General features: G+C 66.2%; 16 protein-coding genes. 11 read left to right on the top strand and 5 right to left on the bottom strand.

All coding sequences use genetic code 11. From position 1 onward, the window contains the following. Positions 1-48: 48 nt before the first annotated feature. Genes sufC through SynWH8101_RS12040 form a run of 3 tightly spaced genes read left to right on the top strand, consistent with a single transcriptional unit; the run spans position 49 to position 3,316 of the window. Complete coding sequence (gene sufC / locus SynWH8101_RS12050) at positions 49-837, top strand: Fe-S cluster assembly ATPase SufC (protein WP_130129962.1); 789 nt, start codon at positions 49-51, stop codon at positions 835-837. A gap of 2 nt (positions 838-839) precedes the next feature. Further along, positions 840-2,018 (top strand): SufD family Fe-S cluster assembly protein, encoded by a 1,179-nt coding sequence (locus SynWH8101_RS12045; protein WP_130129961.1) that lies wholly within the window; start codon positions 840-842, stop codon positions 2,016-2,018. Next, the gene (locus SynWH8101_RS12040; protein WP_130129960.1) at positions 2,015-3,316 is read left to right on the top strand and encodes a SufS family cysteine desulfurase; all 1,302 of its coding nucleotides are present in this window, start codon (positions 2,015-2,017) and stop codon (positions 3,314-3,316) included. The genes SynWH8101_RS12045 and SynWH8101_RS12040 overlap by 4 nt, the downstream gene beginning before the upstream one ends. A gap of 3 nt (positions 3,317-3,319) precedes the next feature. On the opposite strand, the gene SynWH8101_RS12035 is transcribed toward SynWH8101_RS12040, so the two are convergent. The 3 genes from SynWH8101_RS12035 to SynWH8101_RS12030 are packed head-to-tail and all read right to left on the bottom strand — an operon-like array spanning position 3,320 to position 5,597. Next, on the bottom strand, positions 3,320-4,033 hold the full coding sequence (locus SynWH8101_RS12035; RefSeq protein WP_130129959.1) for a trans-aconitate 2-methyltransferase: 714 nt from the start codon (positions 4,031-4,033) through the stop codon (positions 3,320-3,322). A 5-nt stretch (positions 4,034-4,038) separates the two neighbouring features. Then, entirely contained in the window at positions 4,039-4,170 is a 132-nt protein-coding gene (locus SynWH8101_RS14310) for a class I SAM-dependent methyltransferase (RefSeq protein WP_217350135.1), read from the bottom strand. Next, positions 4,167-5,597: an FAD-dependent oxidoreductase gene (locus SynWH8101_RS12030; RefSeq protein WP_130129958.1), complete on the bottom strand. Its 1,431-nt coding sequence runs from the start codon at positions 5,595-5,597 to the stop codon at positions 4,167-4,169. The genes SynWH8101_RS14310 and SynWH8101_RS12030 overlap by 4 nt, the downstream gene beginning before the upstream one ends. Positions 5,598-5,621: 24 nt before the next feature. On the opposite strand from SynWH8101_RS12030, the gene SynWH8101_RS12025 reads away from it, so the two are divergent. After that, positions 5,622-6,173, top strand: a complete 552-nt coding sequence (locus SynWH8101_RS12025) for a DUF1543 domain-containing protein (protein ID WP_130129957.1) — start codon at positions 5,622-5,624, stop codon at positions 6,171-6,173. Here the strand turns inward: SynWH8101_RS12025 and SynWH8101_RS12020 are convergent. After that, entirely contained in the window at positions 6,149-7,168 is a 1,020-nt protein-coding gene (locus SynWH8101_RS12020; RefSeq protein WP_130129956.1) for a metallophosphoesterase, read from the bottom strand. The two genes, SynWH8101_RS12025 and SynWH8101_RS12020, sit on opposite strands and share 25 nt — an antisense overlap. A 65-nt stretch (positions 7,169-7,233) precedes the next feature. Between SynWH8101_RS12020 and mtnA the strand changes: the two genes are divergently transcribed. Both mtnA and SynWH8101_RS12010 read left to right on the top strand, forming a co-directional pair. Beyond that, a complete protein-coding gene (mtnA, locus tag SynWH8101_RS12015; protein ID WP_130129955.1) occupies positions 7,234-8,340 on the top strand; it encodes an S-methyl-5-thioribose-1-phosphate isomerase in 1,107 nt (368 codons plus the stop codon). An 11-nt stretch (positions 8,341-8,351) separates the two neighbouring features. Further along, on the top strand, positions 8,352-9,017 hold the full coding sequence (locus SynWH8101_RS12010) for a class II aldolase/adducin family protein (RefSeq protein ID WP_130129954.1): 666 nt from the start codon (positions 8,352-8,354) through the stop codon (positions 9,015-9,017). Here the strand turns inward: SynWH8101_RS12010 and SynWH8101_RS12005 are convergent. After that, complete coding sequence (locus SynWH8101_RS12005) at positions 8,941-10,917, bottom strand: prolyl oligopeptidase family serine peptidase (protein ID WP_130129953.1); 1,977 nt, start codon at positions 10,915-10,917, stop codon at positions 8,941-8,943. The two genes, SynWH8101_RS12010 and SynWH8101_RS12005, sit on opposite strands and share 77 nt — an antisense overlap. Before the next feature lie 92 nt (positions 10,918-11,009). Between SynWH8101_RS12005 and def the strand changes: the two genes are divergently transcribed. The 5 genes from def (at position 11,010) to SynWH8101_RS14220 (ending at position 12,981) form a co-directional block, all read left to right on the top strand. Continuing rightward, positions 11,010-11,615: a peptide deformylase gene (gene def / locus SynWH8101_RS12000; RefSeq protein ID WP_130129952.1), complete on the top strand. Its 606-nt coding sequence runs from the start codon at positions 11,010-11,012 to the stop codon at positions 11,613-11,615. A gap of 3 nt (positions 11,616-11,618) precedes the next feature. Continuing rightward, entirely contained in the window at positions 11,619-11,816 is a 198-nt protein-coding gene (locus tag SynWH8101_RS11995) for a hypothetical protein (RefSeq protein WP_130129951.1), read from the top strand. A gap of 61 nt (positions 11,817-11,877) precedes the next feature. Then, a complete protein-coding gene (locus SynWH8101_RS11990) occupies positions 11,878-12,495 on the top strand; it encodes a DUF3747 domain-containing protein (protein WP_130129950.1) in 618 nt (205 codons plus the stop codon). A gap of 49 nt (positions 12,496-12,544) precedes the next feature. Beyond that, positions 12,545-12,715, top strand: a complete 171-nt coding sequence (gene rpsU, locus SynWH8101_RS11985) for a 30S ribosomal protein S21 (protein WP_006043142.1) — start codon at positions 12,545-12,547, stop codon at positions 12,713-12,715. Between the two features lie 128 nt (positions 12,716-12,843). Continuing rightward, positions 12,844-12,981 carry a hypothetical protein gene (locus SynWH8101_RS14220; RefSeq protein ID WP_162858315.1) on the top strand — a complete coding sequence of 46 codons (138 nt, stop codon included), beginning with the start codon at positions 12,844-12,846 and terminating at the stop codon, positions 12,979-12,981. The last annotated feature ends 4 nt before the right edge of the window (positions 12,982-12,985 follow it).

The raw sequence follows: 12,985 nt of genomic DNA, 5'->3' as shown, positions 1-12,985 counted from the left end.
TTCTCTGTTGCTTCCCCATCAGTTTCTCAATCCTTCCGCTTCCCCGACGTGATCCGCCCCGACGCCGAGCTGCTTCTCGAGATCTCCGATCTTCACGCCTGCGTGGAGGATCAGCCGATCCTTAAGGGCGTCAACCTGCAGGTGCGTGCCGGTGAGATCCATGCCGTGATGGGTCGCAATGGCAGCGGCAAGAGCACCCTGTCCAAGGTGTTGGCAGGTCATCCCGCCTATCGGGTCACCGCTGGATCGGTGCGCTACCGCGGCCGCGATCTGTTTGAGCTGGAGCCGGAAGAACGCGCCCGATTGGGCGTGTTTCTCGGCTTCCAATACCCAGTGGAGATTCCCGGTGTGAGCAACCTGGAATTTCTGCGGGTGGCCACCAACGCCCGGCGTCAATCCCGGGAGCTGGACGAGCTCGACACCTTCGAGTTTGAAGACCATGTGCGCGAAAAGCTCCAGGTGGTGCAGATGGATCCCGCCTTTCTGGAGCGCAGCGTCAATGAAGGCTTCTCCGGCGGTGAGAAGAAGCGCAATGAAATCCTTCAGATGGCTTTATTGGAGCCGGTGGTGGCCATTCTCGATGAAACGGATTCCGGCCTGGACATCGATGCGCTCCGCATCGTGGCGGCTGGTGTCAATCAGCTGGCCGGTCCGGATAACGCCACGCTGTTGATCACCCACTACCAGCGTTTGCTGGATGAAATCACCCCTGATTACGTCCATGTGATGGCGGCTGGTCGGATCCTCCGCACCGGTGGTCGGGAGCTGGCCCTGGAGTTGGAGCAGACCGGTTACGACTGGGTCGACCGGGAATTGGCCGCACAGGGGGTGGCCTGACGATGTCGCGCACAGTGCTCGCGCCGGTGCAGCAGCGGGGCAGGGAGGCCCTCGCACGCATGGGGCTCCCCACTAGACGTGAGGAGGCCTGGCGACTCACCGACCTGAAGCGATTGGAGGCGTTGACCCGCCTGCCCCTCAGTGCCTCCCCCGCCCCAACGGCGTGGCCTGCTCCTGCCCCGGCGGTGTTGCGGCTGGTGCTCGATGGCGTGGGCGATCCCCTGGAGGGGGTGTCCCTGCCGGAGGGCGTCCGGGTTCTCCAACCGGCTGAACTGGAGCAGGCCCTTGGCCACACGCTCGATCGCTGTGCCTGCGCTGCTGACTGGCCGGTGGAGTTCAATCACGCTTCGGCCGGCCAGGTGCTCGCCCTGGGCATTCGTGGAGCCGTGCCGCCCCTGGAGCTGGTGATGGCCGGAGGCGATGGTCTCACCGCGACTCGGGTGTTGCTGTTGCTGGAAGAGAAAGCCGAACTGGAACTGTTGCAGGTTTGCCCCGGGGCAGGAGCCACGGCCCACAGCCATTTGCTCGAAGTGCATCTCGGTCAGGAAGCGACGTTGCGGCACGGCCTGATCGCCTGTGCCGATGGCAGCCCCTCCCTGCTCGCCCACTGCGCTGTTGAGCAGGAGCCGCGCAGCTCCTATGCCTTCACCTCCGTGGTCAAGGGCTGGTCGTTCGCCAGGCAGGAACCCCGTGTGGTGCAGGTGGATGGAGCCGCGAGCACCACCCTGCGCGGGCTGGCGGTCACCAGTGAGGATCAGCAGCTGGCCACCCATTCGGCCGTGCGTTTCAACGGGCCGGATGGCGGCCTCGATCAGTTGCACAAGTGCTTGGTCGGTGGTCGCTCCCACGCCATCTTCAATGGGGCGATTCAGGTGCCTCGCGAGGCTCAGCGCACCGATGCGGCCCAGCTCAGTCGCAATCTGCTGGTGTCGGATCGAGCCCGGATCGACACCAAGCCCGAGCTCGAGATCGTTGCCGACGACGTGCGATGCGCCCATGGCGCCACTGTGTCGCAGTTGCAAGACGATGAGCTTTTCTATCTGCAGAGCCGAGGGATCGCGGCGGCAGATGCGGCCGCCCTGCTCTTGCGCGGTTACTGCCAGGAGGTGGTGGATCATCTGCCGGCCGCGGCCTCCGTCTGGCAGGTGATGGATGGTCTGCTGGCGGAGGTGACGTCATGATTGCCAGCGCCGATCGTTCTGGCGTTGACGCCTCGGCGCAGCGGGTGACACCGGCGATCGATCTGGCCGAGCGCACGCGCCCCGATTTCCCGATCCTGGCCCAGGCCACCCCTGATGGGACGCCCCTGATCTATCTCGATCACGCCGCCACCAGCCAGAAACCCCGGGTGGTGCTCGAGGCCTTGCAGCACTACTACAGCGCTGATAACGCCAATGTCCACCGCGGCGCCCATCAGCTCAGCGCCCGGGCGACCGAATCGTTTGAGGCGGCGCGAACGACGACTGCGCGTTTCATTGCCGCCGCCAGCTCCCGCGAGATCGTCTTTACGCGCAATGCCAGTGAGGCGATCAACCTTGTGGCGCGCACTTGGGGAGACACCAATCTCGGCGAGGACGATGAAGTGCTCCTCACCGTGATGGAGCACCACAGCAACCTGGTGCCCTGGCAGTTGCTGGCGCAGCGCACCGGTTGTGTGCTGCGCCATGTGGGTCTCACTGAATCCGGCAGCCTGGATCTGGAGGATCTGCGCGCCAAGCTCAACGAGCGCACCCGGCTGGTTGCATTGGTGCACATCAGCAACACCCTCGGCTGCTGCAATCCCGTTCCGGAGGTGGTGGCCCTGGCCCGGCAACTGGGCGCGAAAGTGCTCCTCGACGCCTGTCAGAGCCTGGCGCATCAGCCGCTGGATGTGGGCGCTCTCGGTGTTGATTTTCTTGTGGGGTCGTCCCATAAGCTCTGCGGCCCCACCGGCATGGGCTTTCTCTGGGCCCCGGAAGCCCTGCTGGAGGCGATGCCTCCCTTCCTGGGTGGTGGCGAGATGATCCAGGATGTGTTTCTGGACCACAGCACTTGGGCGGAGCTCCCTCACAAATTTGAAGCCGGTACGCCGGCGATTGGTGAGGCAATCGGCATGGGGGCGGCGATCACCTACCTGCAGAGCCTGGGGCTGGAGACGATTCAGGCCTGGGAAGCCCAGCTCACCCGCCATCTGTTTCGCCGGCTCGAGGCGATCGACGGGGTGCGAATTCTCGGCCCGACCCCGGAGCAGCAGCCCGGTCGTGGCGCTCTCGCCACTTTCTTAGTGGATGGGGTGCATGCCAACGACATCGCCGCCCTGCTCGATTGCAGTGGCATTTGCATTCGCAGTGGCCACCACTGCTGCCAGCCCCTGCATCGCCTCTACGGCGTCACAGCATCGGCCCGGGCCAGTCTCAGCTTCACCACCACGTTTGCGGAGATCGATCGCTTCGCCGAGGAGCTGCAGAGCACGATCCGTTTTCTGCGGGAGCACAGCTGAGGTTCAGGCCGGCGTCAGCACGGCCATCGCTTCGGCCTGGTGCGTGCTGTTCCAGGCCCAGCGCCACTGCCATCCCGCAGCGATGGCTTTCGCTTCAATCGTGCCGCGATCCGCAGGGTTGTCGTAGGTGGCGAGGTGGTGGCAGACGTGCTCTTGTTGCTGGGCTGAGAGCTGGGGCCAGCTGCTGGCGATGCGGTGCAGGTAGCGCTGTACGTAGGCATTGCGGCTTTCGCCGGGTTCGCGGAACACATCCACCCAGAGGAACAGCCCTCCAGGTGCGATCCGGGTGCGCAAGCGCTGGAGCAGCGTCTCTTTCTCCTGGTCGCTGAGGTGGTGGATGGCGAAGGCGGAGTGAAGGATGTCGACCGGTTCCTCGTCATCGCTTGCTGAATCGTTCGCCCAACCGAGCAGATCTCCTTCCACCCAGCGGCAGGGGTAGGAGACCTCACCCAGGGCCTGTTGTGCCAAGGGCAGCACCTCCGCTGTGAGATCCAGGCCCGTGTAGGAGCTCAAAGGCAAGCGATGCAGCAGGGGTGCCAGCAGGGCTAGATCGCCGCAGCCCAGGTCGACCATCCGTGGCGCTCGGGCCCCTTCTGGACGCGCGGCGAACCAAAGTTCCAAGGTGGCGGCGGTGGTGGCCGCTACCGCTCGATGCCCCATCAGGTCGTGTTCCACCACGGCCCGATAGGAGGCCCATTGCTGCGAGAAGAGATCCATGCTGCTCATCCTGATGAGGTGTGCCGCGCGGCCTCGATTTGGTCGGGGCTGATGTCGATCCCGTGCAGTTCTGCTTGATCTATCAGACGCTCATGTTCGCAGCGACTCGTTGCATGGATGTAGAGCAGATCCTTCATGGACTCAGGTGTCGGGCAACGGTTGATGCGGCCAGCTCCCCGGCCTCGATGGCGCCTTCGAAATAGCCAGGCCAGCGCGGGGAGACCTCCGTTCCCGCCCAGCACACCCGCCCATGGCTGGCGGGAGCCGGGCCACCCTCGGTGCCAGCAGCCAGGCGGGCATGGCTGGTCCAGCTGCCTGGTGCTGGAAAGCTGGTGAAGGCACCGCCGGTCCAGGCTTCGCCATTCCAGGCGTGTTCCACCAGATCGAGGGGGCTGGCGGCGTCGGGGCCCCAATAACTCACCAGATCCTTGAGGATCAGCGCTCGCCGTTCCGCCTCCGGCAGTGCGGCCATGGTGATGGCCCGCTCGCCCGCCACAAAGCTGGCCAGCACGGCCGGTTGTGCGTCAGGGGGGCCACTGTCGGCGGTGAGATCCAGCCAAGGCTGTTCACCGGTCCCCAGACCGTTCAGTCCCTGCTCGCGCCAGAAGGGCTTGCTGTAGCGCGTGAGGATCTTGGTCATGCCGCCCATGGCCGTGCGTTGCAGCAGGGCTTGATGTGCCGGGGGCAAGGGCGGTTCAAAGCGGATCGCTTGCCGCTGCGGTGGTGGCACCGCCACGATCACCGCACGGGCCTGCAGCGGTTCGAGCCCCTCGGCTAGCACGGTTGCCATGGCCTCGTTTTGCTGAATGGCCAGCACCGGGGCTTCCAGCACGAGGGCCTCCGGGCTGCGGACCCGAAGGTCCGCAGCAAGCTGCAGGCTCACCGCTCCTGCCCCTCCCTGCACCAGCCAGGCTTCCGGTGTCTCGGTCTGCGGTGCCACCGCCTGGGTCCAAGCGAGGTGCAGGATCGAGGCTTCCCAGGGTTCAAAGCCGCCCGACCCCCCCACGCGGCAGAGCCAGTCGAGGGGCAGATGGGCCAGGGGCAGGTTGGTCTGCTCGGCAGCCCAGGCGCTCACGGTGAGCCGATCCAGCCGTTCGGCATCGGGGGTGAGCCAGGGCTGGCGTGGGTTGATCTGGGCGACGAGGGCGGTGAAGGCTTGCTGCAGTGCGCGGGTTGCCTCCAGCTCCTTCGCATCCAGGTCGAGGGCCCCAGGCTCAAAGAACACCAGGCTGTCCTCAAAACGCTCCGCCAGTGGGGCCTTGATGCGCTTGCTTTGCCAACAGAAGATGCCGTCGCCCGCGTAGTAACTCGGGTAGCGATTCAGCCCGAGTTCCTGCAGTAGCGCCGCGAAGCGGTGGTGCGTGTGGCCTCCCCACTGGCCTCCCAGATCCACCACGCTGCCGTCGCTGAGGGTCTGGCTCACCATGCGGCCCCCCACCCGTGGCCGCGCCTCCAGCACGCGCACCCGCTGCCCTTGTTCGATCAAGCGGCGAGCGGCGATCAACCCGGAGAGTCCGGCACCCACCACCACCACATCCAATGCACCGCCCATCGCGCCAGCCATCTCACAGCTGCTGGAATGTTGACCATGGAGCTCTTGGCTGACCACACGCAGTTGTTTCTGGTAGTGCTGGGGGGCCACACCGCCACCAGTCACATCGAGCTGCACGATGTGCGCTTTGTGGCGGGGGCCTCGATCGATGACACCCTCCCCGAGCTGCGGCGGCAGTGGTTCGGGAGGCGTGAGGGCCTGCACCTCGACAGCTACATGGCGGTGCGGGCGATCGATGGTTGGGCGGTGCGCCTCGTGCGCGAGCCGGCCGCGCCCCGGCCCGAGCGGCTCTGGTTTGTGAACCTGGGCGCCTACCGCCCTGATTCCCTGGCGGAGTTGCACCACTTCGGGCTGGTGGTGGCGCGCTCGCCTCAGGCGGCCAAGGCGGCGGCGAAGCGGCAGTGGCTCTCAGGCGCGTTGCAGCAGCACAAGGATGATCTCTGCGCCGTGGACGACTGCCTGGCGATCGAGCAGCTGGAGTTGCTCGGTGGTGAGCGCTGGCATCTGCAACTCGATCCCCATCCCGAGGGGTTGAGCCAGCCCCAGGTGCCGGATTGGTTCGGCTACCGGCGGATTGATCGCGCCTGAGCGTTGCGGTTGAGGCCGCCGGTGCGGTCCATCAAGGTGGCGGGTAGGCGGCTCCAGGCCACGGGTTGGCCGCTGGCCACCGCATAGGTGGTCTCCGCCAGGGAGTTCTCTGGCCAGTTGATGTCGAGGGTGGTGTAAGTCTGCTGAGGCGGAATGCCTCCCTGGAGAAGCCGTCTGGGGCCGCTGCCCATCGCCCCCAGATGGATCAGGTCCAGCTGGCCGCGGCGGGCGGGGAACCAGGCGTGCTGGTGGCCGCTGATGTAGGCCTGCACGCGGCCCTGCTCCAGCAGGTTCTGCACGGCGGCTGCCTGATCCAGTGTTTCGCCGGCACGGTCACGCCCCTGGCTTACGCCAACGAGGGGCAGGTGCCCCACCACCAGCCGCAGCCGTGCCTGGCGCGCTTCAGGGCTGGCCAGTTGCTGGCGGGCCCAGCTGAGCTGGCCGGAGGGGATACGGCCGGAGCTGGCATCCCACACCAGCCAGAACACATCGTTCTGCAGGGCGCTGTAGTGGAAGGGGAAATCGCCCGCATCCACGAAGCGCAGGCCGAGGGCCTGGCGGCGCGGCGTCCAGAAGCGGCGCACGGCAGCCCGATCGGCTGCAAAACCGGGTGAGCCGTCGTGGTTGCCGACGGCCGGCAGGAAGGGCAGGCCGGCCTGGCGCACAGGTGCCAGCACCGTGCGAGCGAAGCTCTCCCACATCCCATCCAGCTGGCCGGCGCTGAGGCCCCGTTTCTGGCCGGCCACCATGTCGCCGGCGCACACCACGAGGGCGGGTTGCAGTGCCAGCAGCTGCTGGAGGCCCTGGCTCACCTGCGGGATGTAGGTGGTGGAGCCGTAGCTGCTGTTGAGGTCGCTGATCAGGCCGAGGCGCAGATCAGGGGTGCTGCTGGGGGCCGCCGTGGCCGGCTGCTGCTGTTGCCCGAGCAGCCACCAGGCACCGCTGCCTGCGCCGGCGGCGGCGAGCTGGAGCAGCTGGCGGCGGCGCAGGGGCATGGGGCTGACGGGCGACTGGTGCGGTCGACGGGCAGCATGGAGCATTGGCCCCGGCAACGCATCCCATGAAGATCGACGGCAAGCCTTGGCGCACGATCTGGTTGGAGCCTGATGGCTGCTCGATCGGGGTGATCGATCAGATCCAGCTGCCGCATCAGTTCACCACGCGCACGCTGCGCAGTTGCGACGAGGCGGCTGAGGCGATTCGCACGATGGTGGTGCGGGGCGCGCCTCTGATCGGCGTGACCGGCGCCTATGGGCTGATGCTGGCCCTGCAAGTGGACCCGAGCGATGCCGCACTGGCGGCGGCGTTTGAGCAGCTCAATGCCACCCGGCCCACGGCGGTGAATCTGCGCTGGGCCCTGGAGCGGGTGCGCGATCGTGTGGCGCCGCTCCCCCCAGCTGAGCGGGCCGAGGCGGCCAAGGCGGAAGCGGCGGCTATCGCCGATGAAGACGTGGCCATGTGCGAGGCCATTGGCGAGCACGGCCTGGCGATTGTCCAGCAGCTGGCAGCGGCGCGGCCCGCTGAGCGCCAGGGTCAGCCCTTCAATGTGTTGACCCACTGCAACGCCGGTTGGCTGGCCACCGTGGATTGGGGCACGGCCCTGGCGCCGATCTACAAGGCCCACCGCGCCGGCCTCAACATTCATGTGTGGGTGGATGAAACACGCCCCCGCAACCAGGGCGCTTCGCTCACGGCCTATGAGCTGGGCCGTGAGGGCGTGCCCCACACTGTGATTGTGGATAACGCCGGCGGCCACCTGATGCAGCACGGCCAGGTGGATGCGGTGATCGTGGGCACCGATCGCACCACCCGCCGCGGTGATGTGTGCAACAAGATCGGCACCTATCTCAAGGCCCTCGCCGCCCACGACAACGACGTGCCCTTCTATGTGGCCCTGCCCGCCTCCACGATCGACTGGACGATCGACGATGGTGTGGCGGAGATCCCGATCGAAGCGCGCAGTGCCCGGGAGGTGACCCACATCCAGGGGCGTGTGGATGGCGAGCCGGCAGCCGGTGAGCTGGCCACCGTGCAACTCAGCCCCGATGGCAGCGAAGGCTTCAACCCCGCCTTTGATGTGACCCCGGCCCGGCTGGTGACGGCGCTGATCACCGAACGGGGCGTGGCTCCCGCCAGTGAAGACGGTCTACGCAATCTCTACGCCTGATGCTGACCTCCATGAGCGAACAGGAGCTTCGCGAGCAGCTGGTGACCGTGGCGCGCCGCATGCAGGCCAGTGGCATCAACCAGGGCACCTCCGGCAATCTTTCAGCGCGCCTTCCCGGCGGGATGCTGATCACCCCCAGTTCCCTGCCCTATGAGCAGATGGAGCCCGGCGATCTGGTGGCCCTGGATCTGTCGGGCCAGCCGCTGCAGCCCGGCCAGCCGCAACGGCGCCCGTCCTCGGAGTGGCGGCTGCATGCGGATGTGCTGGCCTCCCGTTCGGAGGCGATGGCCGTGCTCCATTGCCATCCCGTGCACGCCACCGCCCTGGCCTGTCATGACCGGCCGATTCCTCCTTTTCATTACATGGTGGCTGTGGCGGGGGGTGATGACGTCCGCTGTGCCCCCTATGCCACCTTCGGCACGGCGGAGCTGTCCAGCCATGCGGTGGAGGCCCTGCGCGATCGTCAGGCCTGTCTGCTGGCCCGTCATGGCCTGGTGAGCCTGGGATCGGATCTCGATCAGGCGCTGCGGGTCGCCATCGAGGTGGAGACCCTGGCGCGGATGTATCTCCAGGCGTTGCAGCTGGGCGAACCTCTCCAGCTCACGGCTGCCCAGATGGCGGCGGTGCAGGCTCAGTTTCGCGGTTTGCACTATGGCCAGACGGATCCGGAAGCTTGAGATGGGTGCGGAAGAACCGTTCCGTTGCGTCCAGCACGTCGATCTGCACCTGGCTGTCGCGGAAGCCATGCCCCTCCGCCGCGAAGGTGCGCACCTCCACCGGCACCCCATTGGCTCGCAGAGCCGCTGCCATGCGCTCCGTCTGCTCCGGTGGCACCACCCGATCCTTCAGGCCCTGGAAGAAGATCACCGGGCAGCGGATCTGTTCGGCGTGTTGCAGGGGTGAGCGGGCGTCATAACGGCTCCGCTCCTGTGGCCAGGCACCCACCAGACCATCGAGATAGCGCGCTTCGAAGCGATGCGTGTCGCTGGCCATGGCACCGAGGTCGCTCACGGCATAACGGCAGGCCCCCACGCCGAACACCTCGGTGAAGCAGAGACAGGCCAGGGTGGTGAAACCACCGGCACTGCCGCCTTCGATCGCGATCTGATCGGGATGGGCCGCACCGGAGGCGATCAGGGCTCGAGCGGCGGCGGCGCAGTCTTCCACATCCACCACGCCCCAGCCTCCCTTCAGCCGCTCCCGGTAGGCGCGTCCAAATCCAGTGGAGCCGCCGTAGTTCACATCCACCACCCCCCAGCCGCGAGACGTCCAGAACTGGATGCCCAGGCTGAGGCCGCGGCGGGCCATGGCGGTGGGGCCGCTGTGGCTCTTCACGAGCAGGGGAGCCGCGCCATCGGTACTCGTGCTGGGTGGGTAGTACCAGGCATGGGTGCGATCACCACCGGCGCCGTTGAACCACAGCGGCTTGGCCACGCTGATCGTCTCGGCGGGCAGCACCGCCTCCATCGCCGGCAGGTGACGCCACTGGCCGCTGGCCAGATCAAGTTCCAGCAATCCTTGCCCCGTGCGGCTGTTGCTGGCAATCGCCACGGCCCGCCCCTCATGCGCCTGCAGGCCGGCCAGGTCGTCGAACGGTTGCGCAATGGAGCCCACCTCACCGTTATCGCCCAGTCGTTTCAGGGCCCACGTCCCCTCGCTGCAGACCGTGGCCAGCAGCTGCTCCCCATCCCAGGCCGTGGTGCGCATGCCGTACACCCACTGGGGCATGGCGGTTTCCGCCTGCATCGGCCAGGGGCGCTGCCATAGCGGTGCGTGCAGATCCGGCGTCGGTTCTGTGTGGATCAGATTCCACCAACCGCTGCTGTCTTCGCTCACCACCAGCCGTCCATCCGGGAGCCAAAGCGGTTGAAACACCGACACAGGCTGGCCACCAGCGTTGCTACGGCTTCCCGCCATCAGCACCGGTTCGATGATCCGGCCCTCGCCATCGAGCTCCGAGGCCCAGAGCTGGCTGGCGTCCCAGGGCATGGCCGGTTGCTGCCATTCCACCCAGGCGAGGCGATCGCCGCCGGGGCTCAAGCTGGCGTAGCCCGCGAAATCCTGCGCTTGGTGCACCACCTCCGGTTCCTGCTCCTCGGCATCGAGAGCGACGCTCACCAGCCAGTCCCGACCGTCTCGTTCGCAGATCCCCAGCCAGCGCCGGCGGCCGGTATCGATCAGACCATCGGCCAACACCGAGCCGGGCCGACTGAGACGGCGGGCTGGCCCCAGGGCGGTCAGGGTCATGGCCTCCGCTGCGGACAGGCCGCACCAGCTCTGGCTCCACAGACAGCCGTCTTGATCATCGATCCACACCAGCAGCAACTGATCGCCATCGCTGGATGCGGCCAGAACGCCGCCGCCGTAATCGTGCACGCGGCTGCGCAGGTTGATCGGCGCTGGCGTCAGTTCCTGCATGGCCTGGGGATCGGCCCCCCAGCGGCGGATCAGGGCGGTGGTGCGCCCCTTGTCCTGGGGGCGTTGCTCGAGCCAGAGCACCCAGTCGCCGATCAGGCGGGGTTCTCGCAGAACCGGTGATCGGCCCAGGGCGATCCGGGCGGCCAGGGGTGTGGGCATGGCGGGCGCTGCGGTGGCGGCTGTAGCCCTGAGGCTGACCGGCTGAGCTGCCTAAGATCAAGCCACGCTCACGACCCGCGGAGAACGGAATCTTGGCTCGAAGCTTCGCCCAGCTGGCCCGGACAGCCGAACGCAGTAGCACTGCCGTCGCGGTGACCAAGGAGCCTCTGGACGTGGCTCCGCTTGAGATCCACACCCTTGGCGATCGGGTGCTCCGTCAACCTGCCAAGCGCATCAGCAAGGTGGATGCGGCGGTACGGGACCTGGCCCGCGACATGCTGCGCAGCATGTACACCGCCCGGGGCATCGGCCTCGCCGCGCCGCAGGTGGGTGTGCACAAACAGCTGCTGGTGATCGATCTGGATATCGAAAATGCCGCTGCGCCTCCGCTGGTGCTGATCAACCCTGAAATCACCAGCGCCAGTGCCTCCGTCGATACCTATGAAGAGGGTTGCCTGAGTATCCCCGGTGTGTACCTGGATGTGGTGCGTCCCAGCGCCATCCAGCTCAGCTATCGGGATGAAATGGGCCGCCCGCGCACCATGAAGGCCGATGGCTTGATGGCCCGCTGCATTCAGCACGAGATGGACCATCTCCAAGGGGTGCTGTTCGTGGATCGCGTCACCGATGAAGGCAATCGCAACCGGGAGCTGAACGAGCACGGGTTCAAGGCTGTTGATGTTCGCCCCCTGGCCTGAGTCATGCCGATGAAACCTCTTGCCGGCGTTTTTCTCGCCCTGGCCTGTGTGCTGGGCATCGCCGCCACCGGATCGGTGTTCGAGCTGGCCTACGGCAACCCCGAGCTTGGTCAGGTCACCACCGGATGGATTCTGGGCCTCAGTGCTCCAGCCACCGTGGGCTCTCTCCTGGTAGCGATTCGTCTCAACAAACCGGCCTGAGCGCCATCGCTCTTTCTTGCGCTGACTTTTACGATCCGCTCCAGTTCCTTCCCCCTACCGGATGGTCCGTTTTTTTTCGATAGCCCTCGCTTCCGCTCTGACCGCTGGCTCCCTGGCGACGGTCGCCAGCCCATCGGTGCGGGCGCAGGGATCGTTGTTCACGGCCGCTCCCGTCGAGGAGACCCGGTTCATCCTGGTGGCCGCCCCGATCGGCAAGGGGGAATCGGCGCAGCTGAACATTTATGAGCAGCGCAGCAGCAAACGACCCTGTTACGCCGTTTCCGGTTCCTCGCCTGCCGTGGTGGATCCGCTGCTGGCCACCTTCGACTTCACGGGAATCTGCAACCGCTACATCGATGGCAACGGCTACTCCCTGCGGATCGGTGCTGATGACTTGGGAACCCGGTATCGGTTGTCGGTGGTGAAGACGGGTTCTGATGTGGAGCTGTTGGCGGTGCCCACCCGGGATCCCTCCCAGCCGACCTTATTGATCGCCCGCGCTGGTGGCCCCGGAAGCGACTTCCTGCAACTGGTGATGGAGCCGGGCTGGTCGTTGCGTCGTCGTCAGTACGGCAAGAAAACCCTCGGCCATCTGTATGTCTACAGGGAGTCCTGGCCAGGTGCCGACGCGGAGCCAGCCCCTGCGGCTGCCGAACCCCCGACACCCGCCAACCCTTGACGCTCCGGCCGGTTGCTACATTGATCGGCTGGACAACCTTGCTTACTGCATGACTCAGGTCACGGTCGGAGAAAACGAAGGCATCGAATCAGCTCTGCGTCGCTTCAAGCGTCAGGTGTCCAAGGCCGGAATCTTTGCCGACCTCAAGCGTCTGCGTCATCACGAGACCCCGATTGAGAAGTACAAGCGCAAGGCACAGCAGCGCCGCCGCCGTCGCTGATCGGCCGGTGAGCCGTTGCTGATCAAGCCTGGATCCAAGGCTTGCGAAGGTCGGAAATGCGCATGATCACCTGTTGGCGTTCACTGACAAAAATCCCAGACTGAAGGTACGCAGTCTGGGAGGCGGTCATGGATTTCACACTCAAAGGCTTACGCCATTGGTTCGGCGACAGCTTGTCCCATGCTCTGGGGAATCCCCGGGAGGAGAAGCAGCATCAGCCTCCCCCGATCGGCGCCCAGCCCTATCGCGACGCTCCCAAGCGCTAGAGCT

This window comes from Synechococcus sp. WH 8101, assembly GCF_004209775.1.
Classification (GTDB): domain Bacteria; phylum Cyanobacteriota; class Cyanobacteriia; order PCC-6307; family Cyanobiaceae; genus Synechococcus_C.
This window is presented reverse-complemented; position numbering and strand designations above follow the sequence as displayed.